Consider the following 20921-nt stretch of genomic DNA (forward strand, 5'->3'; position numbering starts at 1 on the left):
GCGCCGCGCTCGAGTCAGTGTCCTTCGCGGCGCATCCGCCAGAGATCGTCGAAATCGACGACCTCGATACCGTCCTCGCTATTGATGTGTTCCAGGAGATCCTCGTAGTCGGCTTCGCCCATCGTGTTCTCCAGATCGAAGGCGTGGAAGTTCAGGATCGTACACTGGCGGTGTTCGGCGGCGAGATCGACACACCGCATCGCAATCTCGAGGTCGTGGCCGATCGTTCGCGGAAGCACCAGCGGATCGAAGCCGTAGACGCCGGTGAGGTTGACGTCGCCGGCCTGGTTGAACCCGCCGGCGTAGTAGTAGTCCGACGCGACGTCAAGGACCGTCTGGTCGAAGCTGTTGTGCGGGTACGTGATGTAGTGGCCGCCCTGCAGGTCGTTGTCGACGGCCCACTGCTTGTCGCCCTGGAGGGACTCCCTGAGCTGGTCCTCCTCGAGGTCCTCGAGGAAGACGTGGCTCCCGTGGGCGATGATCTGATCGCCGGCCTCCTGGCGTTCCTGTAGCTGCTCGAGAGTCATGACGTCGTCCCGGGACCCCTGGGTCCACTGCCGAACCGCCGACTGGACCGCGTTGACGCCGTACTCGTCGTGGAGCGGACTCGCAGCATCGTAGAAGTCGGGCGTCCCGTCGTCCCAGCAGAGCACGACGTACCCGGTCTCGGGCCTGTCGTGAACCCGGAGATCGTCGACCCACACCTCGGCCTCGTCGGTGTTGTAGACGAGCAGCTGGATCCGTTCGACGGCGTCGCGCTCGAGCGGCGCCGATCCGTCCTCGAAGACGCCCGGGTTCGTCCGGAACCAGCCGACGTCGTCGGCGCCGTAGGAGACCGAACGGAGCTGGTGGTGGGTCGACCCGCCGGAAGCGTCCACGAGCCGGATATCGATCGCCACGTTCTCGGGGGTGGTCGTCCGCACGGCCAGTGAGAGATCGCGGTCGGTGAGGTCCGTCGATTCGATCTCCCGTTCGACGATGACGTCCTCGCCGTCCTCGGCGGAGAGTCGGAGGCTCTGTGACCCCTCGAACGCGACCTCCTCGTCGGGCTCGGCGGAGCCACGAACGACTTCCCACTCCTCGGCGTCCTCGAAGTCGTCGAACCCCTCCCCGGGCTGGCCGAACTCCTCGCGGCTGTCGTACTCGGTCTCGAGTGCGAGTTCGGGGGACTCGACCTCGTCTTCGTCCTCCTCCTCGGCTTCGGATTTGTCGTCGTCCTCGTCTTCAGTGTCGTCCTCCGGTGGATCGTCGTCACCGTTCGTCGTCTCGTTCGTCCCATTGCCGTCGTCCTCGGACGTGTCGGAGTCGGAACAGCCGGCCAGGCCGGTGGCCATCGTCGCTCCGGACAGCGCGAGGAATCGTCGTCGAGTGTTCGGTCGGTCCACCATAATATAATTTGAATTGAACATCAACTATCTTTATACTTCTGTCTGACTTGCTGACGAATCCCTCCGACGAAGCGGTTCGGAGCCCATGGCCGGCTCGAGCCAGGGTCTCGATTCGCCCCTCCACACGAAAGCCCCGACCTCTTCCCGCCGCCGACGCTACGACAAGCGCTATGATTGGCGCATTCACCGTCGGGAAGAAGGCCGTCACGTTCGGGTACAAACGCTTCGGCATCCCGGGAGCCGTCGCCTCCGGAGGGGTTGCCCTGGCGGGATACGTCGCCGTCCGTCGGGCGCTACAGTCGGCATCGGAGTCGGGCGACGTCGATTCGGCCATCGACGCGACGACGATCGAATCCGCCGTCGAGGACGACGGGATGGGCGCGGTTACCGATTCCGAGGTCCTCGAGGATGCGATCGACCGGGACGAACTCGAGTCGGACGTCGAGATGGACGACGTCCAGTCGTCGGTCGAGGACGAGGCCGACGCCGCCGAGGACGAACTCGACGACGTCGACGGCGAGGACGACACTGACGCAGCGGACGAAACGGACGAGACCAGCTGAAACCCGCTACTTTACGAGCGTCAGCAACTCACAAGAGAGCGCGACCGCCCCGTCGTCGGTCACGAGGCGCGTCTCGTAGCGGGCGAGGCCGTTGCCCACGGGGTGGTCGCGGGGCTCTTTCTCGATCAGTTCGGACTCCGCGTGAACCGTCGTTCCCATCGTCACGGGCTCGGTAAACCGCAGCGAGTCGACGCCGTAGAACGCGACCGTCTCGGGTCGCTCGTGACGGTGTTGCCAGAGCAGCCCCGTCGTCACGGCAAACAGCAGGGCACCGTGAGCGATCGGCTCGCCGAACGGCAGGTCGGCCGTGTAGCTCTCGCTCAGGTGCAGCGGGTTGAAGTCACCGCTGACCCCCGCGAACTCGCGCACGTCGGCCTCGGTGAGCGTCCGCGAGTGGGTGATCGTCTCGTCGCCGACCTCGAGATCCACGAACCTGACGGCCCCGTCGTCGTTCGCGTCGCCCATCTACCGGCCCTCGAACTCCGGCTCGCGGTCCTCGGCGAACGCCGCGGTCCCCTCGCGGACGTCGTCGGTGCCGATGAGCAGGCCGAAACCCTGGCTTTCCATCGCCAGCGCCGCCTCGAGGCTGGCGTCCTCGCCTCGGTTCATCACCTTCTTCGCCACCTCGAGGCCAAGCGGCGGCCCCTCGCGCAGGTCGTCGACGAACGCCTCGACCGTCTCGTCGAACTCGTCGCGGTCGACCGCGCGGTTGGCGAGCCCCCAGTCGGCGGCTCGCTCGGCATCGATGTGGTTGCCCCGGAAGACCAGTTCCTTCGCGCGCGTCTCGCCGAGGACGCGCATGAGTCGCTGTGTACCGCCACCGCCCGGAATGAGTCCAAGGCCGATCTCCGGTGCGCCGAACGACGACCGCTTCGTCGCGATCCGAAGGTCACAGGCCAGCGCGAGCTCGAGGCCGGCGCCAAGGCAGTAGCCGTCGATCTTCGCCAGCACGGGCCGCGGAAACTCGTTGACCGTCTCGAAGGCGGGCGTCACGTCCATCGCGTCGGTGGGCTCGAGTGATCCGAAGCCGCCGATGTCGGCACCTGCGCTGAAGGCCCGATCGCCGGTGCCCTCGATCGTCGCACACCGGAGCTCGTCGGTGTCGACCGTCGAGAAGAGGTCGTCGATCTCGCCCAGCAGATCCGCCGAGAGAGCGTTCATCCGCTCGGGACGATCGAGCTCCACCTGCAGGACGCCGTCATCGATCCCGGCGTTCAGGTAGCGGTAGGAGTCGAGGTTGCTCGCGCCGCCGTCGCCGTACTCGTAAAAGCCCGCGCCGGCGTCCTCGCCGGTCTTCCCCGCCGCGACGAGCTCGCGCAGGTACGGGTGGGGTTCGAACCGATCGTCGCCGGTTTCCTCGTACTTCGCTTCGAGTTTCTCGAGCACCCTATCGAGACCGATCTTGTCCGCGCGACGGCAGATCCCCTCGGGGAAACCGAGGCCGAGGCGGACGCCGATGTCGATCGCCTCGGGGGTCGCGACGTCCTCGCCGACGAGGTACGCCGCGCGGTTGATCATTCGGGCCTCGACCTGCAGCGTGTCGAACCCCTCCCCCTGGCCGGGTTCGTAGTCGGGACCGTCATCCGTCTCGTAGTCGTAGAACCCCTTTCCGGTCTTCTTCCCCAGCTCTTCGGCCTCGACCTTCTCGGCCATGATCGAGGGGACATCGTCGCCAGCCTCCTTGCGGACGTGGTAGCCGACGTCGATCCCCGTCAGGTCGGCGAGTTCGAACGGCCCCATCGGGTAGCCGCGCTCGTGGACCATCGTTGCGTCGGCCTGGCGAACGTCGGCGTCGCCCTCCGAAACCATCCAGGCGGCCTCGCCGATAAACGGGCCGACGATGGTGTTGACGACGAAGCCCCGCACGTCCTTGCGGACGTAGATCGGCGTCTTGTCGATCGACTCGACCCAGTCGTGGCCGGCCTCGGCCGCCTCGTCGCTCGTCTCCCGACCGTAGATGACCTCGACGAGGTCCATCTTCACCGGCGGGTTGAAGAAGTGCAGGCCGAGGACGCGCTCGGGGGTGTCGACCGCCTCTGCGAGGTCCGTGATCGGTAGACTCGAGGTGTTCGTCGCCAGCAGGGCGTCCTCGTCCGTGTAGCGCTCGAGGTCGGCGAAGATATCCTGTTTCAGCTCGAAGTTCTCCGGCGCGGCCTCGATCACGAGATCCGCGTCGGCGACAGCTGCCTCGAGGTCGGTCGTGATCTCGATTCGCGCGAGGATCGCGTCGGCGGGCTCGTCGAGGCGATCCTTCTCCTCGAGTTTCTCGAGGCTCCAGCGAATCGACTCGTAACCGTCCTCGGCGTACTCGGGCTCGATATCCCGGAGGACGACGTCGTAGCCCGCCATCGCAGTTACCTCGGCGATTCCGTGGCCCATGTTCCCCGCGCCGAGGACCGCAACGCGGTCGATGGTGTCGTCTGACATGGTTGTGTGGTCGGCCGGGACGGGCTTAACTCCACCGAACGAAGCTACCAATGTTAGCTATAGTGTGGTTTTGGTGTACGCCCAGTGCGAAAAGCTCCCGGATGCGTACAGTGGTAACTACTCGGCGTCTCGTCGCCGATAGATCGTGTCCGCGACCCAGCTCATCACCAGCTCGTCGTCCTCGTTGTACGTCTCGAGCCGGCTCGTCACGTACCCCCGATCCTCACGGCTCTCGGAGGGACGCTTCTCGAGCACCTCGGTTCGCACCGAGAGCGTGTCGCCGGGTTTGACGGGCTGGTGCCAGCGCAGCTCCTCGACGCCTGGCGATCCCATCGCCGCCCGCTCCTCCTCGCCCTCGGGACCGTCGACGAGCAGCCGCATCGACATCGCGGCGGTGTGCCAGCCCGAGGCGACCAGCTCGCCGAACATGCTGTCGGCTGCGGCCTCCCTGTCGACGTGGAACGGCTGGGGATCGTACTGCTCGGCGAACTCGACGACCTCCTCCTCGGTCACCTCGTACTCGCCGAACTCGTGGGTCTCGCCGACCTCGACGTCTTCGAAGTACCGCATCAGAGCGGTTCCTCCCCCTCGATGATCCGCACCGCGCGCGCGGCCAGCGCGGGCACCCGTTCCTCCATCTTCGGGTACATCGGATCGTCACTGTTGCCCTCGAGGTAGCGCCGGAAGAACATCTCCCCGAGCGCCGCCAGCTTGTACACCGCAAGCGTGCGGTAGAACCGCTCGTGTGCGAACTCGAACCCGGTCCTCGACTCCCAGCGCTCGACCAGCTCGAGCCGGCTCGGGTACCCCTCCCGCTCCATGAACGTCGCCGTCAGCTCCGGCACGGCCGGCTCGGGGTCCTTGGGGTCGCGCCAGTACGACAGCATCCACCCCAGGTCGGCCCGGGGGTCGCCCAGCGTGGCCATCTCCCAGTCGAAGACCCCGACGAGCTCCGGCGTCGCCGGCTCGCGGACGTCGTCCGCTCGCTCGTCCCGGGACGCGTCGCGTCCCGCTGGCCCATACATCACGTTATCCAGCTTGTAGTCACCGTGAACCAACGTGTGCGGATGCTCCTCCGGAACGTTCTCCTGGAGCCACGAGCCGACCTCGTAGAGGTCCGGGACCTCCCGCTCTTCGACCGTGGTCTCGAACGCCCACATCAGCTGCTGGCCCCAGCGTTCGACCTGGCGCTCGGTGTAGCCCGGCGGATAGCCAAACTCCTCGAGCCCGACCGCCTCGTAGTCGACCTCGTGGATCGCCGCCAGCGTGTCGACCAGCTCCTCGCCGATCCGCTCGCGCGAGCCGGGATCGGCGAAGCGGTCGGGTTCGTCGTCCCGGAGGACATCGCCCGCGAGTCGCTCCATCACGTAGAAGTCGCTGCCGATGACGTCGTGGTCCTCGCAGGCGAGCACCGGCTCGGGGATAGGGACGTCGGTGTCGATCAACGCCTTCGTCACCCGGTACTCCCGGAGCACGTCGTGGGCGGTGTCGGCCGTCTCGCCCGGCGGCGGTCGCCTGATCACCAGATCGCGGTCGCCCCAGGTGAGAAGCAGCGTCTCGTTGGAGTGGCCCTCCCGGTGACGCTCGATCTCGTAGGTCTCGACGGCGCCCAGCTGTTCCTCGAGGTAGGCCGCCAGGGCGTCCTCATCGACCAGCCGCTCGTAGTAGGTGTCGGTCATGGCTCGAGGGGATCGGCCCGCTGGTCCGTCGAGGCGTCCCGATTCGTCGACTGCGTCGAGTGGGTGGGTGCATGCGGCATGGTACTACCCGCGGTCCGATTAACGAAAATAGTTACGCCCGAAACCTTATCTTACAATGTTCGTGTAGCTAGGGTATGGAGTACCACGACAGCGATCGGGCGCGCGAGCTGGCCGCTGACGTTCGCGAGTTCGTCGACGAGGACGTGATCCCCGCTGAGCGGGAGGTCCTCGGCGAGGGTCCCGTCTCGGAGGAGACAGTCGAAGAGCTACGCGAGGCGGCCCGCGAGCGCGGGCTGTACGCCCCGCAGGTCAGCGAGGAGTACGGCGGACTCGGCCTCGCGTTCCGCGACGTCCTGCCGGCGTTCGAGGAGGCGGGCCGCAGCCTGCTCGGCCCGCTAGCGCTGCGGGTCGACGCGCCCGACGAGGGGAACATGCACACCTTAGAGATGGCGGGCACCGACGAACAGAAAGAACGGTGGCTCGAGCCGCTGGTCGAGGCCGAGATCCACTCGGGGTTCTCGATGACCGAGCCGATGCAGGGCGGGGGATCGGATCCGAAGATGATTCGGACCGAAGCCCGAAAGGAGGGCGACGAGTGGGTCCTCGACGGCCACAAGTGGTGGACGACTCAGGGCAGCGAGGCCGACGTCCTGTTGGTGATGGCCCGCACCGATCAGGACGCCCATCCCTACGAGGGGTGTTCGATCTTCCTCGTGCCGAGCGACGCAGACGGCGTCGAGTACCAGCGCGACATCCCCCACGTCGGCGGCGAGGTGACGGGAACAAGCCACGCCGAGATCGTCTACGACGGCGTGCGGATCCCCGAGGAGAACCTGCTGGGCGAAGAAAACGCCGGCTTCGCCATCGCCCAGAAACGGCTCGGCCCCGCGCGGCTCACCCACTGCATGCGCTTTTCCGGGATGGCCCAGCGCTCGCTCGAGGTCGCGAAGGCCTACACGAGCGAGCGCGAGGGCTTTGGCAGCGCGCTCTCGGAGAAACAGAGCCTGCGCTACGGGATCGCCGACGCCGAGACGCGGCTCCACGCTGCCAGGACGATGGTCCGCCACGCCGCCCGCGAGATCGGCGAGGGACGGGAGGCCCGCGTCCCGGTCTCGATGGCGAAGGTCTTCACCGCCGACGTCGTCCAGGACGCCGTCGATCTCTCGATCCAGTGCTGTGGCGCCAACGGGATCGGCAAGGACCTGCCGCTGGCGGACTTCTACGAGAACGTCCGCGCGTTCCGGCTCGTCGACGGCGCCGACGAGGTTCACAAGCGCGTGATCGCTCGCGACGCCTTCGAGGACGTCGACGAGAGCGAGCTCGACCCCGTAACGCGGTTCCGCGGCTGAGGACCGCGGGTCCGCTCAGGTCGTGTCGAGATCGAGCCGCGATAACGTCCAGTCGTCGATGGAGCTGTTTTCGACCGCGGCGCTGGCGTCGAGATCCCGCGCGAGCAGTGTCCGTGACGACGGCCGAACCACCGTCGAGAGGGGTGGCCGCGTATCGGGAAAGAACCGGTACCGAATCGGTCTCGGCAGCGTCTCGCCGAATGCCGTGACGAACTCCCGGCGCTCGCGGTCGGCGAGCGCGGCGACGAGAAGTCGTTCGAGCGCCCCCCGTTCGGCCTCGAGCGCTCGCGGGACCGTCTCGACGATCCGGACGCGGTCGTCGACGTCCGCGGTGACGAGCGCGGCCACCGGCTCGTCGTCGCGTCTCGCGACGTACGTCGTGTACGCGTGTTCGGGGTTGGCGAGCCGCCAGCGGAAGAACGTCGCCGTTCGGTTCGTATGCATCGCCTCGGGAATCGATCGTCGGTAGGCCGTCGCGAGCGCCTCGGCGGGCGACGATTCGTGGCGCTCGAGGGCGATCTCCGCGTCGGGCGCCAGGAGCCGATCCCCCGTTCGATGGGCACCCTCAACGAGCCGGCTCGCAAACGATTTCGCGACCGCGGTCGCAGCGCGTCCGTCGGCTCGCACCGGCGCTTTGGCTCCCGTTCCGTCGGTCCACCGCTCGAGGGCGCCGACGGGATCCCGAACTCGGTAGTACAGCGGGACGGTGCCGATCTCCCGCCAGCCGTGGTTGAGATTTCCTCGCTTCGAGGCCTCGTTCGGGAAATTGAAGAAGAAGGCGGGGCCGCTTTCGGCGTACCGCTCGAGGGTCCGTTCGTTCATTCGGTCGAACAGCCCGCGCCTGCGGTAGTCGGCGTGAACCATCGTATCGCAGGGCTGGAACGCCGTTCTGACCGTGCCGTGGCCGCGCATCTCCTGGGCGAACAGCGAGCGACAGCCGACGAGTCTGCCGTCGTCCTCGGCGACGACGATCGGAACGTGGTCGACGTAGGGGTTGTCCTCGTACTTCCAGCGGAACCAGGCGGACGATCGCCCGCGACCGAACACCTGCTCGTACAGCGAGAGGAACGCCTCTCGGTCGCCGGGCTGGAACTGCCGGATCGTAACCCGCGACGTCCGTCGACTGGCCGTTTTCATGGTGTGGAGGTTGTACCGCGGTTCATCCGGGATCGAGCGCGCCACCGATCACGTTCGTTCTCCACCGGACTTGTAGATAGTTCTTGAGCCTGAATACGCCGGAATTTACGGGATAGAGAACTTCTCGAGTCGATCGACGTCATATACGCGTACACGTTTTCGAGCGGGATCGCCTCCCTGATCCGTCAGGCATCTCGCTCTCCGTCGACGATCTCGAGGATCTCGAGCGGTGACTCGATTCGGTAGGCAACGGCGGGACCGTCCTCGGCGCCGAAGGCGACTCCGTGCAGTCCCGCCTCGTCGGCCCCGCGGACGTCGTGGTCGTACCGGTCGCCGATCATCAGCGATCGTTCGGCCGGGACGCCCGCCTTCTCGAGGGCCGTCTCGAACATCGCGGGATCGGGCTTCGTTCGGCCGACCTCCTCGGAGGTCGTGATCGAGTCGAACCGCTCGCGGACGCCGAAGCGCTCGAGCATCCACTTCCCTTCGTCGTCGTCGACGTCGCTGACGACGCCGACGTGAAGCTCCCGGTCGGTCAGCCGCTCGATCGTCTCCACGGCGCCGGGAACGGGTTCGATCGACTCCCCGGCAGCCGCCCGAAACGCCGGCTCCCATTCCTCGCGAGGAACCGGGTCGCCGACGACCGCCTCGACGCCCTTCCGGTAGCCGTCGCGGGCGGCCCGGAACTCCGTCCCCTCGCGCCCGCGGAAGTGGTCGCCGACCGCAGAGCGCCAGGTCGCGAGCGCCTCCTCGATCGTCGCGTCGACCGCGCGGCGCTCGAGGAGCTCCGCGACGAACGCGGTGTGGGCGGTCCGGACCGACTCGAGGTCGAGGATGACGCCGCCGATATCCCAGAAGACGGCCTCCCACTCCTCGACTGCGTCCGGATCGCCGGCGCCGTCGTGTGAACCCCGACTCATCGTTCGGCCCGTCGGATCGTCGATCTGTCGAGTTCGTCGACGCTCGCCCGGCCCGAGAGCCCGACGGTGAGGTCGAGATCGGCGAGGAAGTTTCGCAGCACGGCCTCGACGCCGTCGGCGCCGCCGATGCCGAGCCCGTAGGCGTACGGTCGCCCGAGCAGGACGGCGTCGGCACCGAGCGCGATCGCCCGGATGGCGTCGCTGCCCCGGCGAATTCCGCTGTCGAACAGCACGGGGACGTCGTCGCCGACGGCCTCGGCGATCTCGGGAAGGGCCTCGAGCGCTGGGATCGCGCCGTCGACCTGACGACCGCCGTGGTTCGAGACGATCAGGCCGTCGACGCCGTGCTCGACGGCGCGGCTGGCGTCGTCGGGGTGGAGCACGCCTTTGAGGACGATCGGCAGATCCGTATGCTCGCGCAGGAACGAGAGGTCGTCCCAGGTGAGCGAGGCGTCGCCGAAGCAGTCGGTAAACGACTCGAGGGAGGCCTCGGGGTCGGCCCACGGATCGTCGGTCTCGAGGCGGTCGCAGAAGGCGTCGTCCTCGAAGTAGTTCCTGATCCCCTGGCCCTCGAGGAAGGGGAGGTAGGCGAGTTCGATGTCGCGTTCGCGCCAGCCCATCTTCGGCGTGTCGAGGGTGACGACGATCGCCTCGAACCCCGCATCTTCGGCGCGCTCGAGAAAGCTCGCGGCCACGTCGCGGTCGGCGCTCCAGTAGAGCTGGAACCAGCCGGTCGTCTCGAGTTGGTCGGCGATCTCCTCCATCGTGTACGACGAGACGGAGCTCGAGATCATCGGCACCCCGACGACGTTCGCCGCGCGGGCGACCGCGAGTTCGGCCTCGTCGTGGAGGATCCCCTGGACGCCGATCGGCGCGAGCAGGACGGGTGCGGAGAGCTCGCTGCCGAACAGTTCGACCGAGAGGTCGCGATCGGAGACGTCCTGCAGGATCCGCGGGACGATCTGCCAGGCGTCGAAGGCGCGGTCGTTCGCCTCGACGGTCGACTCGGAACCCGCGCCGCCGGCGACGTAGGCGAACGCCTTCTCGTCGAGTTCCTCGCGGGCGCGCTCCTCGAGGCCCTCGTAAGCCACCGGGAACTCGGGCGGCTCGCCCTCGAGCATTCCCTGTCGGTACACTGTCTCCTGTCGATCCGGCCCGTAGTTGGTGTCTTCGCCTGTCATAGTAGTGTGGAAACGACGAGCGTCGCTCGGGTGTGCGTACTGGTGACGATTCTCCTCGACACCCTTAACGATGCGGGGGTTGTACCCATCTTTATTAACAGCGTCTTCATATAGCCTACTGGATCTAACAATGGTAATCACACTCGCAGCGGGTGACTTCCGATGAGCACCGATCAGTTCGGCGTCGACGGCGACGTCGCGATCGTCACCGGCGCCTCGAGCGGCATCGGCGCGGCGATCGCGAAGGGGTTCGCCGACGACGGGGTCGACGTGGTGATCTGCTCGCGCGAGCAGGAGAACGTCGATCCCGTGGCCGAGGAGATCGAGGAGAGCGACCGCCCCGGATCAGCCCTGCCCGTCGAGTGCGACGTTACCGATCGAGATGCCGTCGACGCGCTGGTCGAGGCGACCGTCGAGGAGTTCGGCGGACTTGACGTTCTCGTCAACAACGCGGGCGCCTCGTTCATGGCGAGCTTCGACGACATCTCCGAAAACGGCTGGAAGACGATCGTCGACATCAACGTCCACGGCACCTACCACTGCACCCAGGCCGCCGCCGAACAGCTCAAAGACGGCGGCGGGATCGTGATCAACCTCGCCAGCGTCGCGGGCCAGCTGGGCTCGCCGTACATGAGCCACTACGGCGCCGCGAAGGCCGCGGTCGTGAACCTGACGACGACGCTGTCCTACGAGTGGGCCTCTGAGGGAGTGCGGGTCAACTGCATCGCGCCAGGCTTCGTCGCGACGAAGGGCGTCGAAAATCAGATGGGGATCTCGGCCGACGAGGTCGACCGAACGGAGGTAAAACGGCGGATGGGCACCGTCGACGAGATCGCCGACCTCGCGCAGTTCCTCGCGAGCCCCGCCTCCTCCTATATCGTCGGCGAGACGATCACCGCACAGGGGGTTCCGCGCGTCGAGGAGTCCCCCGAGATATGACCGACCGGGACGTCCACCTGCCCGTCGCGGCCCAGCCGAGCGTCGACTCGCTGGCCGACTACGCCGGACGGGCCGAGGACGGCGGCTACGACTGCGTCTGGCTGCCCGAAACCTGGGGCCGGGACGCGGTGACGGTGCTTTCGACGATCGCCGAGCGAACCGACGAGGTCGACCTCGGCACCAGCATCGTCAACGCCTACTCCCGGTCGCCCGCCCTGCTGGGCCAGACCGCCGCGACGCTCCAGGAGGCCAGTAACGGTCGGTTCCGGCTCGGGATCGGCCCCAGCGGCCCCGTCGTGATCGAGAACTGGCACGGCCTCGAGTACGGGAACCCACTCAAGCGGACCCGCGAGACCGTCGAGATCGTCCGGCAGGTGCTGTCGGGTGAGCCCGTCGACTACGACGGCGACGAGTTCTCGCTGTCGGGCTTTCGGCTCCGCTGTGGAGCGCCCGATCCCGCCCCGCCCGTCGAGGTAACCGGGATGGGACCGAAGGCGGTCGAACTCGCGGGCCGGTTCGCCGACGGCTGGCACGGGATCATGCTCACTCCCGACGGCGTTCGGGATCGGCTCGCGGATCTCGAGCGCGGCGCCGGCCTCGGTGATCGAGATCCAGCGGACGTCGCGGTCACCGTTGGGGTCACCTGCTGTGCGCTCGAGGACGAAGAACGCGCCCGGGAACTCGCCCGCCAGCACGTCGCGTTCTACGTCGGCGGGATGGGAACGTTCTACCGCGACGCCCTCGAGCGCCAGGGGTACGACGAGGCCGAGACGATCCACGACGCCTGGCAGGAGGGCGACCGGGAACGGGCACTCGAGGGGGTCTCCGACGAGTTGCTCGACGACCTCTGTGCCGTCGGTGATTCCGAGACGGCTCGAGAGCGACTCGAGCGGTTCGAGACCGCCGACGGGATCGACGCCGTCGCGGTCAGCTTCCCGCGGGGTGCCGAAGAGAGCGAGATCGAGGCGACGATGGACGCGGTGGCTCCCGCCTCGGAGAGCTGACCGGTCCGGAGACGGACGACGAACGGGCGAATCCGCGTGTCACGGTTTTCAGTTTCTCTCGAGAATCGACGATTCGATCGGCCACCAGTCCCGATCTTCGATCCCCGTGTGGATCTGTGCGATCAGCCCCAATAGCGGGAGCTCGAGCAGCGGCCCGATAACCAGCGCCAGCGGGATCAGCGGCTCGTGGGGGAAGGCGACGACGGCGATCGCCAGCGCCGTCGGCGAGTTCCGCGAGAGGATCGTGTTGTTGAAACAGACCATCTCGCCGTAGGAGAACGAGAGGACGCGGCCGATGCCGAACCCGATGGCGAGGTTGAGCGCGTAGAAGGCGACCACCGGAACCGCAAGCAGCGCGAGCAGTCCGGGGTTCTCGAGGACCGCCTGACCCTGCGAGGCGAACATCGCTCCGATGGCGAGGCTGAGGAAGACGATCTGTACGGGACCGAGTTTCGGCAGGAATGCCCGCCTGAACCACTGATCGCCCCGCCAGCGGATCAGCCCCTTCCGGGCGATACCGGCGAGGACGAGCGGGACGACCAACACGAGAACAACGCTCTCGAGCAGCAACTCGAGCGGCAGCTCGACGAGCTCGCCCGCGAAGACGTAGAGGTAGACGGGCAGCAAGACGAGCTGCAACACGAGGTTGTAGGGCAGGATCGACGTCGCCAGCGGGACGTCGCCGTCGGCGATGTCGGTGAAGATCAGGTACCAGTCGGTACACGGCGTTACCATGAGCATGATCAGTCCCACCCACAGCGCGGGGTGATCACGGAGGAAGATCGCGCCAAGCCCGACCGCGAACAGCGGGTTCCAGACGAAGTTCACGAGCAGGCTCGAGCCGGCGACCCGCCGGTTGCCGAAGGCAGATTTGAGTTTCGACAGCGGCATCCCGGCGAACGCGCCGAACAGCATCACCATCAGGAAGGGGAGGATGAGCGCGTCGGCGACGGCGGGAACGCCCTCGAGCTGGCCGAGCGCGAGCCCGACGACGATCGCCGCGAGGACCACGGCGGTCTGATACTTCTCGAGGGCGTTCACGGTGATCGGTTTAGCGGGAGAGGCGGAATGGGTTGGGATTCCGACTCGGGCTCGCCGGGCAAATACTGGTAAGGGTCGCGGGTGTAGGACGGTCGATGACGAAAATCGCGTTCGCCTGCGTCGGAAACGCGGGCCGTAGTCAGATGGCGACCGCCTACGCCGAACGGGAGCGGGATCGACGCGGACTCGACGTCGAACTCGTCACCGGCGGCACCGATCCCAAGGTGTCGATCAGCGAGGACGCCCTCGAGGCCCTCGAGGAGGACGGCCTCGACGTCGGCGGCCGGACGCCGCGACGGATCGAGTCGGACGACGTGGCCGACGCCGACACCGTCGTGACGATGGGCTGTTCGGCCGCGGAGTTCGTCCCCGAGGACTGGGACGGCGAAGTCCGGATCTGGTCGCTCGAGTCACACGGCGACGGGATCGAGGACACCCGCGAGCAGCGTGACGAGATCGAGCGCCGCGTAACGGCGCTGTTCGACGACCTCGAGCGAGCGGCCTGACTCGCGCCTCGAAACGGTGCCGGAGAACGGACCGATCGCTGCCGACAGCTACAAACCGCCGATCCGCCCAGTTCGTGGTATGCCCGGAAAGGTACCGCCGGCGGAACTGCTCGAGCACGTGTTCGGTCGCACGGGGACCGCGAGCGACGACGAGTCCGTGATCCAGGGTCCCGCCGACGGCGAGGACGCCGCGGCGATCGCCTGGCCCGAGGGCGAGAGCACGCTCGTTGTCAGCTCCGATCCGATCTCGCTCGCGGCCTCCCAGGTCGGCCGTCTCGGCGTCCACGTCGCCTGTAACGACGTCGCCGCATCCGGCGCCGACCCGCGCTGGCTCACAACCGTCATCCTGCTGCCCGACGAGGCGTCGCCCCTCGAGGAGATCACGGCCGATATCGACGCCGCGGCCCGCGAGGTCGGCGCGTCGATCGTCGGCGGCCACTCGGAGTACGTCGACCAGCTCGAGCGCCCGCTGGTCTCGCTGACCGCGATGGGATCGACCGACGCCTTCGTCCCGACCGGGGGCGCCGAGCCCGGCGACCGGATCGTCATCACGAAGGCCGCGGGGATCGAGGGTACGGCCATTCTGGCGGCTGACTTCGGCGACGAACTGGGGGTCGACGCCGCCGTCCGTGAGCGCGCAGTCGACTTCCTCGAGGAGATCAGCGTCGTTCCCGACGGTCGCGTCCTGCGGGAGTACGCGACCGCGATGCACGACCCCACGGAGGGCGGCGTCGCGGCGGGGCTGCTCGAGGTTGCCCGCGCCTCCGGGGTTCGACTCGCAGTCGACCGCGACGCGGTTCCGATCCGGCCGGAAACCGAGACACTGTGTACGGCAGCGGACGTCGACCCGTTCCGGATCTTCGGCTCCGGCGCCCTGCTCGCGACCGTTCCCGCCGACGCGCTCGACGACTGTCTCGCGGAACTCGAGTCCGCCGGGCTCGAGGCCGCAGCGATCGGAACGGTCGAGGAGGCGGGGCTGAGCGACGACGAGGGCGACGAGTTCGCCCTCGAGCTCGGCTCCGAGACGATCACCGAGCCGATCGAGGACGATCTCTACCCGCTGTGGGAGGCCGCCGACGCCGACGACTGAGCCGCGGCGTCGGACTCGCCGAGCGTCGCAGCCGTCGTCGCGTCGGCCGCGACCGCTAGCGGATCGATCACGGCGTCGGCTCGACCCTCGAGGTCCGGAGCTGTCGACCCGCCTGCGATCGCGATCACGCGAGCGTCCGTCGTGGCCCGTGCGACGGACGCGAGCGCCGGCTCTTCGCTCGCGGCGAGCACCACCGCATCGCACGCGCCGAGGTCGACCCGCTCGAGCGTCTCGTCGGCCGTCGGCTCGCCGACAACTCCCTCGACCGAGTCAGGGAGCCCCTGCAGACGCTTCTCGTCGCTCGCCGCGACCGTTACGGTTACCGCAGTCCGATCGGCGAGCCGTTCGACCGCGGCGACGGTTATCTCGTCGAGTCCGAGGACGGCGACGCGGTCGGTGTCGGAGGGATGATGGTTCGTCACTCGACGACCGGTCCTGGCGAGTCGCGTTTCGATGGCCGGGCCGAACAGGCTGCCGACGGCGACCGCGACCGTCGTCGGCCCGAGCAGGAGCAGCGAGACGGCGAACAGCCGCGCCGCCTCCGTCGTCGGGTGGATGTCACCGTAGCCGACCGTACTCGCCGTGGCGAGCGTGAAGTAGACGGCGTCGACGACGGTCTCGAGTTCGGCGAACCCGTTCCGGAGCGTGTACGCGCCCGCGACGCCGTAACAGAAGACGCCGACGATGGCGACGAACGACCCGAACTGGGTCGGCGAGAGGTCGAGCCGACTCGAGCGCGTAAACCGGGTACTGGTCAGCGCCAGAACCGCGAGCCCGCCGATCGAGAGCACGATCAGGGGCACCGACAGGAGGCGAAGCTGGACGACCCCGTGAGCGGCCGCGAGCAGGACGAGCGCCCCGGCCGTGAGGTAGGCGATGCGGTAGCCCCGACGCATACCCCAGGCGGCGACGAGCAGCGCGAACCCGACGACGGTCCCGCTGAACTCGGCCGTGGCCTGGAGATCCGCGAGCGGCCCCGCTGCCTCGAGGGTGGGATCCGTGAGGATCGAGAGGATCCCGGTCGCGACGGAGACGAGCGCGATCGCGGCAACGATCCGAACGGCGACGCGACCGGTCGGTCGGTAGCTAAGAGGGTCGAACATACCGCTCGCACCACCTCGAGCGGGGTAAAGCTAGATCCGCGTTCGCAGGCCGCCGTCGGCTCGAGATCAAGCGACGAGCAGCGTGTTCAGGGCGTCGGGAACGACGAGGACGTCGCTTCCGGGCTCGACGGCGTCGCACACGTCGGGTTCGGCGCGCATCAGACACTCCTCGACGACGTCGGGCGCCTCGCTGTTCGTCACGACGATCTCGTGTTCGCACAGGACGCGAGCGACGACGAACGCCCGCTGGGCGCCAGGGTCGTACCCCTCGCGCAGCTCTCCGTACAACGACTCGGCGTCGTCGGCCTCGCGCAGCCGACGGGAGAACCGTCGCTCGCCGGTCCCCTCTCCTGCGCCCTCCGGAAGCGCCGCGGGAACGACCAGCCTGCCGCCCTCCCGCAGCGGGTTTCGGTCCCCGAGAGCGACGTAGGTCGCGCTGCGAGTCGCCTGGTAGAGGTTCGCGTCCTTCGGCGCGCCGACCCCGCAGACGACGGCGTCGTACTCGCGTTCGACCGGGACCGACCGGGCGTCTCGAGCCACCGTCGCCAGCTCCCGGACGATCCGCCTGCCGTCGCCGGCCCGGACGCCGAGGACCCCGGTCGGACCGTGGGTCAGGTTGAGCGAGAGGTCGATCCCGACGAGATCGCCCGCCTCGTCGAGCAGTTCGCGAAACGGGTTCCCCTCGAGCCGTCCGAGGCGAACGCCCTCGCGGGCGAGCGTCTCCGGGCCGTGCGTGTGGCGGATCAGCGACTCGCCACCTGCGCCGATAACGACCGTCTTCGCGCCGCCGCTGAAGCCGGCGTACTGGTGGGGTTCGACGACGCCCGTCGAGAGGACCGCGTCTGCGTTCGCGACCGGGAGTCCGATTTCGACGGGGACGCCGTCGCTCGCGTTGCCCGAAGCACCGTACACTTCGCTCCCGCCGACCGTTCCGACCTCGACGACCGACTCCGGATTGTGGTTCACAGCCAGGTCGGCGTGCGGGCCGAGCATCGACTCGAGCTCCGCGTCGGTCATCGGACGGTGGAGGCCGAGTCCGACGACGACGGTCACCTGTTCGCGGGCAACGCCGAGGTCGGCGAGGCGCTCGAGGAGGACCTCGAGCAGAACGTCGTCGGGCGCCTCCCGCGTCATGTCGGTGACGACGATCGCGACGTCGTCGCTCGCGTCGATCCGCTCGGCGAGCGGTGCTCCGAGCGGCTCCTCGAGCGCTCGCCGGGCGGCCGATCTGACGTCGACACTCTCGCCGCCCGGCGGTTCGGCGACCGTCACGTCGCAGTCGGGGAGGGAGACGTCGATCGACCCGCCTCCGAGTGGAACGTTCACGAACCACGTTCGAAGCGGAGCGACAAAAATTCACCTCGGTCAGCCACTCCGCCGATCGGCCGAAGGCGACGGTCGTGGCTACCCCGACGATCCGTCGTCGCGGTAGTCGTCGATGAACAGTCGGACGCCCATCACCGGAATGAAGAGCAGGAACGCCATCAGGACCGTTCCCGCCAGCACCGAGACCGCGAAGTCGAACGCGAGCGCGGGCGGCAGGGTCCAGGCCGCGAGCAGGAATCCGCCGAGTATCGAGACGACGATGAGGACCAGGATATCGTTCGTGTGTACCGGAACCTCCTCTGACATACCCGAACTTGCGGACGGGGATACATAACGCTGCGCGGTTTCGATCGACGGCCGCCGCGCGATTCCGAGCGACGACTCAACGGCGCGCCCACTCGAGCATCCGTCCGTACACCGGATCGGACGACAGCGCCGCTGGGTCACCCACGAGAACGAGCGCGCGCTTCGGACGGGTGAGCGCGACGTTGATCCGCCGGTAGTCCTCGAAGATCGGCCCCTCGAGCGTTCCCGTCGCGGTAAAGGAGACGATGATCACCTCCTTGCTCGAGCCCTGGAAGCGGTCGACGGTGTCGACGGCGACGCCCTCGGGGACGTGCCTCGAGATCTCCGAGACCTGAGCGCGGAAAGGGGCGATGACGCCGACGTCGGCCGGGTCGACGCCTGCGGCCTCGTAGGCCGCGATCAGCTCGGCGATGCGAGCGGCCTCGCGGCTGTCGGTGTACCGTTCATCGTCGCCCTCCACGTCGACGAACGCGACGGGGTCCCGGAACTCGGCAGGGAGGTCGTCGCGTGAGACCCCTTCGAGGTCGTCGAGCGTCCGCCCGGCGACTGCGGGCTCGGCGGGCCGGAGCTTCCCGTCGTAGAACTCCCGGGAGGCGAAGGCCTGGATGCGCTGGTTCATCCGGTACTGGCGATCGAGCATCACGCCCGCCTCGGGGTGAAGCCCGACGAGCCGTTCGAACAGCGACTCGGTGAGTTCGTTTTCGGCGCGCACGACGGGCGGCAGCTGCTCGTGGTCGCCCACGAGGACGAACCGCTCGGCGAGGTTGATCGCCGCGAACGTTCCGGGCTCGGTGAGTTGGGCCGCCTCGTCGACCAGGGCGGCGTCGAACGACTGCTCCTTCATGATCCGGGAGCCGCAGGTCGCCGTCGTCGCGGCGACGACCTGCGCGTTCTCGAGCTCCGCGAGTCGCTCCTCGGGGTCGCCGGCGCGCTCGAGGCGGTACGGCGCCATGTCCTCGCGGACGCCGCTCTCGGAGCCGACTCGGACGATCCGATCCTCCTCGATCACGCCTTCCAGCTGCTCGAGCAGCGCCTCGAGGGCGTTGTCGACCGCTCGATTGGTAAACGCCGACAGCAGGACGCGCTCGCCGCGTTCGACCATCGCGCGGATGGCTCGGGCGATGGTGTACGTCTTGCCCGTTCCGGGCGGTCCGTGGATCAGCGCACAGTCCCGGGCGCCGACGGCCTTCCGGACGGCCTCGTCCTGTGCCGCGTTGTTCCCGATGAACGTCTCCTCGATCTCGTCGAACTCGGGTTCGGCGCGACCGAACAGCACGTCCTTGCGTCGCTCACTGCCCTTCAGGAGCGTGTCGTGGAGCGCGACGAGCAGTCGGTCGGTCGTCAGCTCCGAGGGGTAGACGTCGAGCCGGGTGACCTCGACGGGCTCGTCTGCCGTCAGGATCACCTCGTCCTCGTCTAACCGCTCGATCCGCGCGAGTTCGGACTGGCCCCGAACCGGGTGGCCGTCGCTCGCGAGCACCAGGTCGCCCTCGCGAATCTTGGAGTTCGCCCCGCTCGTCCGACGGGCCCGGAGTTCCCAGCGGCCCTCCTCGAGCGGGCGTTTCTCCGCGAACTCGAGGTCGATCAGCGCGCGGTCGTCGTCGGCCCGCTCTTTTGCACTCTGTTCCCAGAGCTTGGCGTACTCGCGGTGGACCTCGCGTCGCTCCTCCTCGATCGCGTGCGAGAAGCGCTCGAAGAACTCGCGCTCCTCGGCGGGCAGGGGCTGGCCGATCTGGCCCGCCTTCGACTCCTGGTCGAGCCGGCCAGAGACGACCATGCAGGTGTCCTGCTCGAAGCAGTACTCGCACTTGGCGTTGCCCTCGTAGCCCGTCGGCACGTCGCCCGCGACCTCGGCCGCCGCAATCTCGTTGCGCAGCCGGACGACGTACTTCAGGAGCCCCGCGCCCATCGAGAACTCCTTGGCGGGGGTGAGGTCACCGGTCTCCTCGTTGCGGTCCAGCGCCGAGTTCTTCGTATAGAGCAGCGTCCCGATGTCGACGCTTCCGCCGTGTTCCTCGAGCAGGAGTGCATAACAGGCGGCCTGGACCTTGTCCTTGAACCGGGGCTCCTTCTTCAGGTTCTTCCCCGTCTTGAGTTCGACAGGCGCCCCCCGCCGGATGGCGTCGGCCCGCCCGCGGATACCGAACGTCTCGCTGATCAGCAGCTGCTCGGAGCGCCAGCTGCTCTTCGCGGGCGAGAACGCCCGCTCCGAGTTATCGGCGGCAGTAGCCGCCCTATCCTCTTCGGTCAGGCGACCCTGCTCGAGCCAACCCTCGATCGCCGACGCGTTCTGTCTGACGTCCTCGGCGACCGACTCCGGGTCCTCGCCGAGCAGGCCTAGCTGGAGACCGCGCTCCTCGACGCGGGCATCGATCGCCTCCTCGAGTTCCCGGCCTCGAAGGAGATCGCCGAACACCTCGTGGACCAGCGTCCCCTTCACGACGGGGTAGTTCAGCGGCACGCCCGACAGTTTGTTCAGGTAGTACAGTCGAGGGCACTCGGTCCAGTTCCGGATCGCCGTCACGTTCACCAGGAAGCTCGGCTCGACCACGACGTACGAGTCGCTCGTCGTCTTGTACCGCGTTTCCCCCTGGTACTCGTCGATTTCCGCGTCGGTAACGAGCAGTTCCATTCCGGGCTCGAGCAACTCGGCCGACTCGGTCCACTTGTTCCACAGCGTCACCGTGATCGGTTCGTGGGCCTCGACCGGGCGGTCGTCCTCGCCCGTCGGGCCATCGTCAGTTACCAGCCGGACCTCGGCGAGGTCGCTCTCGCCGTAGCTGGTCGATACCGAGCGAACCTCGACGTCGTCCGCGACGGTTCCGCGTACGTCCACGCCTGTCGTCAGGCGCGAGGCGTCAAAAACGCTATCGGTCACGACTCGAGGAGCGCTCGTTTCCTCCGCCCCGACGTAACCTCGGATTACCTCGGGGACGGCCCG

Annotated in this window: 19 protein-coding genes; 6 read left to right on the forward strand and 13 right to left on the reverse strand. The window is 67.9% G+C overall.

What is annotated here, in order from left to right; translation table 11 throughout:
- Nucleotides 1-14 precede the first annotated feature (14 nt).
- Complete coding sequence (locus QA600_RS06440) at nt 15-1388, reverse strand: polysaccharide deacetylase family protein (RefSeq protein ID WP_278291132.1); 1374 nt, start codon at nt 1386-1388, stop codon at nt 15-17.
- Between the two features lie 170 nt (nt 1389-1558).
- Between QA600_RS06440 and QA600_RS06445 the strand changes: the two genes are divergently transcribed.
- On the forward strand, nt 1559-1951 hold the full coding sequence (locus QA600_RS06445) for a hypothetical protein (protein WP_278291133.1): 393 nt from the start codon (nt 1559-1561) through the stop codon (nt 1949-1951).
- A gap of 6 nt (nt 1952-1957) precedes the next feature.
- On the opposite strand, the gene QA600_RS06450 is transcribed toward QA600_RS06445, so the two are convergent.
- The 4 genes from QA600_RS06450 to QA600_RS06465 form a co-directional block, all read right to left on the reverse strand.
- A complete protein-coding gene (locus QA600_RS06450) occupies nt 1958-2416 on the reverse strand; it encodes a MaoC/PaaZ C-terminal domain-containing protein (RefSeq protein ID WP_278291134.1) in 459 nt (152 codons plus the stop codon).
- Nucleotides 2417-4378, reverse strand: a complete 1962-nt coding sequence (locus QA600_RS06455) for a 3-hydroxyacyl-CoA dehydrogenase NAD-binding domain-containing protein (RefSeq protein WP_278291135.1) — start codon at nt 4376-4378, stop codon at nt 2417-2419. It lies immediately after the preceding gene.
- 117 nt (nt 4379-4495) lie between these two features.
- Nucleotides 4496-4948, reverse strand: coding sequence for a MaoC family dehydratase (locus QA600_RS06460; RefSeq protein ID WP_278291136.1), 453 nt, complete (start codon nt 4946-4948; stop codon nt 4496-4498).
- Nucleotides 4948-6057 carry a phosphotransferase family protein gene (locus QA600_RS06465; protein WP_278291137.1) on the reverse strand — a complete coding sequence of 370 codons (1110 nt, stop codon included), beginning with the start codon at nt 6055-6057 and terminating at the stop codon, nt 4948-4950. The genes QA600_RS06460 and QA600_RS06465 overlap by 1 nt, the downstream gene beginning before the upstream one ends.
- A gap of 155 nt (nt 6058-6212) precedes the next feature.
- Between QA600_RS06465 and QA600_RS06470 the strand changes: the two genes are divergently transcribed.
- Nucleotides 6213-7427 carry an acyl-CoA dehydrogenase family protein gene (locus QA600_RS06470; protein WP_278291138.1) on the forward strand — a complete coding sequence of 405 codons (1215 nt, stop codon included), beginning with the start codon at nt 6213-6215 and terminating at the stop codon, nt 7425-7427.
- Nucleotides 7428-7442: 15 nt separating this feature from the next.
- Here the strand turns inward: QA600_RS06470 and QA600_RS06475 are convergent, their stop codons facing one another.
- From QA600_RS06475 to QA600_RS06485, 3 genes are all read right to left on the reverse strand, one after another.
- Nucleotides 7443-8564 carry a GNAT family N-acetyltransferase gene (locus QA600_RS06475; protein ID WP_278291234.1) on the reverse strand — a complete coding sequence of 374 codons (1122 nt, stop codon included), beginning with the start codon at nt 8562-8564 and terminating at the stop codon, nt 7443-7445.
- A 185-nt stretch (nt 8565-8749) separates the two neighbouring features.
- Complete coding sequence (locus QA600_RS06480; protein ID WP_278291139.1) at nt 8750-9484, reverse strand: HAD family hydrolase; 735 nt, start codon at nt 9482-9484, stop codon at nt 8750-8752.
- Nucleotides 9481-10665 (reverse strand): lactate 2-monooxygenase, encoded by a 1185-nt coding sequence (locus QA600_RS06485; protein ID WP_278291140.1) that lies wholly within the window; start codon nt 10663-10665, stop codon nt 9481-9483. The genes QA600_RS06480 and QA600_RS06485 overlap by 4 nt, the downstream gene beginning before the upstream one ends.
- A gap of 162 nt (nt 10666-10827) precedes the next feature.
- Here QA600_RS06485 and QA600_RS06490 point away from each other — a divergent pair, with 162 nt between their 5' ends.
- Together QA600_RS06490 and QA600_RS06495 are read left to right on the forward strand one after the other, a co-directional pair.
- Nucleotides 10828-11604 (forward strand): glucose 1-dehydrogenase, encoded by a 777-nt coding sequence (locus tag QA600_RS06490; RefSeq protein WP_278291141.1) that lies wholly within the window; start codon nt 10828-10830, stop codon nt 11602-11604.
- The gene (locus tag QA600_RS06495) at nt 11601-12608 is read left to right on the forward strand and encodes a TIGR04024 family LLM class F420-dependent oxidoreductase (protein WP_278291142.1); all 1008 of its coding nucleotides are present in this window, start codon (nt 11601-11603) and stop codon (nt 12606-12608) included. Before QA600_RS06490 ends, QA600_RS06495 begins: the two co-directional genes overlap by 4 nt.
- Before the next feature lie 48 nt (nt 12609-12656).
- Here QA600_RS06495 and QA600_RS06500 read toward each other — a convergent pair whose 3' ends face one another.
- The gene (locus QA600_RS06500) at nt 12657-13649 is read right to left on the reverse strand and encodes an arsenic resistance protein (RefSeq protein ID WP_278291143.1); all 993 of its coding nucleotides are present in this window, start codon (nt 13647-13649) and stop codon (nt 12657-12659) included.
- Nucleotides 13650-13744: 95 nt separating this feature from the next.
- Between QA600_RS06500 and QA600_RS06505 the strand changes: the two genes are divergently transcribed.
- Nucleotides 13745-14155, forward strand: a complete 411-nt coding sequence (locus tag QA600_RS06505) for a low molecular weight phosphatase family protein (RefSeq protein WP_278291144.1) — start codon at nt 13745-13747, stop codon at nt 14153-14155.
- Nucleotides 14156-14234: 79 nt separating this feature from the next.
- The gene (locus QA600_RS06510; RefSeq protein WP_278291145.1) at nt 14235-15245 is read left to right on the forward strand and encodes an AIR synthase family protein; all 1011 of its coding nucleotides are present in this window, start codon (nt 14235-14237) and stop codon (nt 15243-15245) included.
- Here the strand turns inward: QA600_RS06510 and QA600_RS06515 are convergent.
- The 4 genes from QA600_RS06515 to QA600_RS06530 all read right to left on the reverse strand — a co-directional run bounded on the left by QA600_RS06515 (nt 15209) and on the right by QA600_RS06530 (nt 20816).
- Complete coding sequence (locus QA600_RS06515) at nt 15209-16348, reverse strand: ion channel (protein ID WP_278291146.1); 1140 nt, start codon at nt 16346-16348, stop codon at nt 15209-15211. The two genes, QA600_RS06510 and QA600_RS06515, sit on opposite strands and share 37 nt — an antisense overlap.
- A gap of 66 nt (nt 16349-16414) precedes the next feature.
- Nucleotides 16415-17674: a lactate racemase domain-containing protein gene (locus tag QA600_RS06520; RefSeq protein WP_278291147.1), complete on the reverse strand. Its 1260-nt coding sequence runs from the start codon at nt 17672-17674 to the stop codon at nt 16415-16417.
- A 78-nt stretch (nt 17675-17752) separates the two neighbouring features.
- The gene (locus QA600_RS06525) at nt 17753-17980 is read right to left on the reverse strand and encodes a hypothetical protein (RefSeq protein WP_005556828.1); all 228 of its coding nucleotides are present in this window, start codon (nt 17978-17980) and stop codon (nt 17753-17755) included.
- 76 nt (nt 17981-18056) lie between these two features.
- Nucleotides 18057-20816, reverse strand: coding sequence for an AAA domain-containing protein (locus QA600_RS06530; protein ID WP_278291148.1), 2760 nt, complete (start codon nt 20814-20816; stop codon nt 18057-18059).
- Nucleotides 20817-20921: the final 105 nt, after the last annotated feature.

Source organism: Natronococcus sp. A-GB1, from assembly GCF_029688845.1.
Classification (GTDB): Archaea; Halobacteriota; Halobacteria; order Halobacteriales; family Natrialbaceae; genus Natronococcus.

What these genes read in the sequence shown, in the direction of transcription:
- QA600_RS06440 (WP_278291132.1), bottom strand. Translation starts at nt 1,388, where the DNA reads ATGGTGGACCGACCGAACACTCGACGACGATTCCTCGCGCTGTCCGGA.
- QA600_RS06445 (WP_278291133.1), top strand. Translation starts at nt 1,559, where the DNA reads ATGATTGGCGCATTCACCGTCGGGAAGAAGGCCGTCACGTTCGGGTAC.
- QA600_RS06450 (WP_278291134.1), bottom strand. Translation starts at nt 2,416, where the DNA reads ATGGGCGACGCGAACGACGACGGGGCCGTCAGGTTCGTGGATCTCGAG.
- QA600_RS06455 (WP_278291135.1), bottom strand. Translation starts at nt 4,378, where the DNA reads ATGTCAGACGACACCATCGACCGCGTTGCGGTCCTCGGCGCGGGGAAC.
- QA600_RS06460 (WP_278291136.1), bottom strand. Translation starts at nt 4,948, where the DNA reads ATGCGGTACTTCGAAGACGTCGAGGTCGGCGAGACCCACGAGTTCGGC.
- QA600_RS06465 (WP_278291137.1), bottom strand. Translation starts at nt 6,057, where the DNA reads ATGACCGACACCTACTACGAGCGGCTGGTCGATGAGGACGCCCTGGCG.
- QA600_RS06470 (WP_278291138.1), top strand. Translation starts at nt 6,213, where the DNA reads ATGGAGTACCACGACAGCGATCGGGCGCGCGAGCTGGCCGCTGACGTT.
- QA600_RS06475 (WP_278291234.1), bottom strand. Translation starts at nt 8,564, where the DNA reads ATGAAAACGGCCAGTCGACGGACGTCGCGGGTTACGATCCGGCAGTTC.
- QA600_RS06480 (WP_278291139.1), bottom strand. Translation starts at nt 9,484, where the DNA reads ATGAGTCGGGGTTCACACGACGGCGCCGGCGATCCGGACGCAGTCGAG.
- QA600_RS06485 (WP_278291140.1), bottom strand. Translation starts at nt 10,665, where the DNA reads ATGACAGGCGAAGACACCAACTACGGGCCGGATCGACAGGAGACAGTG.
- QA600_RS06490 (WP_278291141.1), top strand. Translation starts at nt 10,828, where the DNA reads ATGAGCACCGATCAGTTCGGCGTCGACGGCGACGTCGCGATCGTCACC.
- QA600_RS06495 (WP_278291142.1), top strand. Translation starts at nt 11,601, where the DNA reads ATGACCGACCGGGACGTCCACCTGCCCGTCGCGGCCCAGCCGAGCGTC.
- QA600_RS06505 (WP_278291144.1), top strand. Translation starts at nt 13,745, where the DNA reads ATGACGAAAATCGCGTTCGCCTGCGTCGGAAACGCGGGCCGTAGTCAG.
- QA600_RS06510 (WP_278291145.1), top strand. Translation starts at nt 14,235, where the DNA reads ATGCCCGGAAAGGTACCGCCGGCGGAACTGCTCGAGCACGTGTTCGGT.
- QA600_RS06515 (WP_278291146.1), bottom strand. Translation starts at nt 16,348, where the DNA reads ATGTTCGACCCTCTTAGCTACCGACCGACCGGTCGCGTCGCCGTTCGG.
- QA600_RS06525 (WP_005556828.1), bottom strand. Translation starts at nt 17,980, where the DNA reads ATGTCAGAGGAGGTTCCGGTACACACGAACGATATCCTGGTCCTCATC.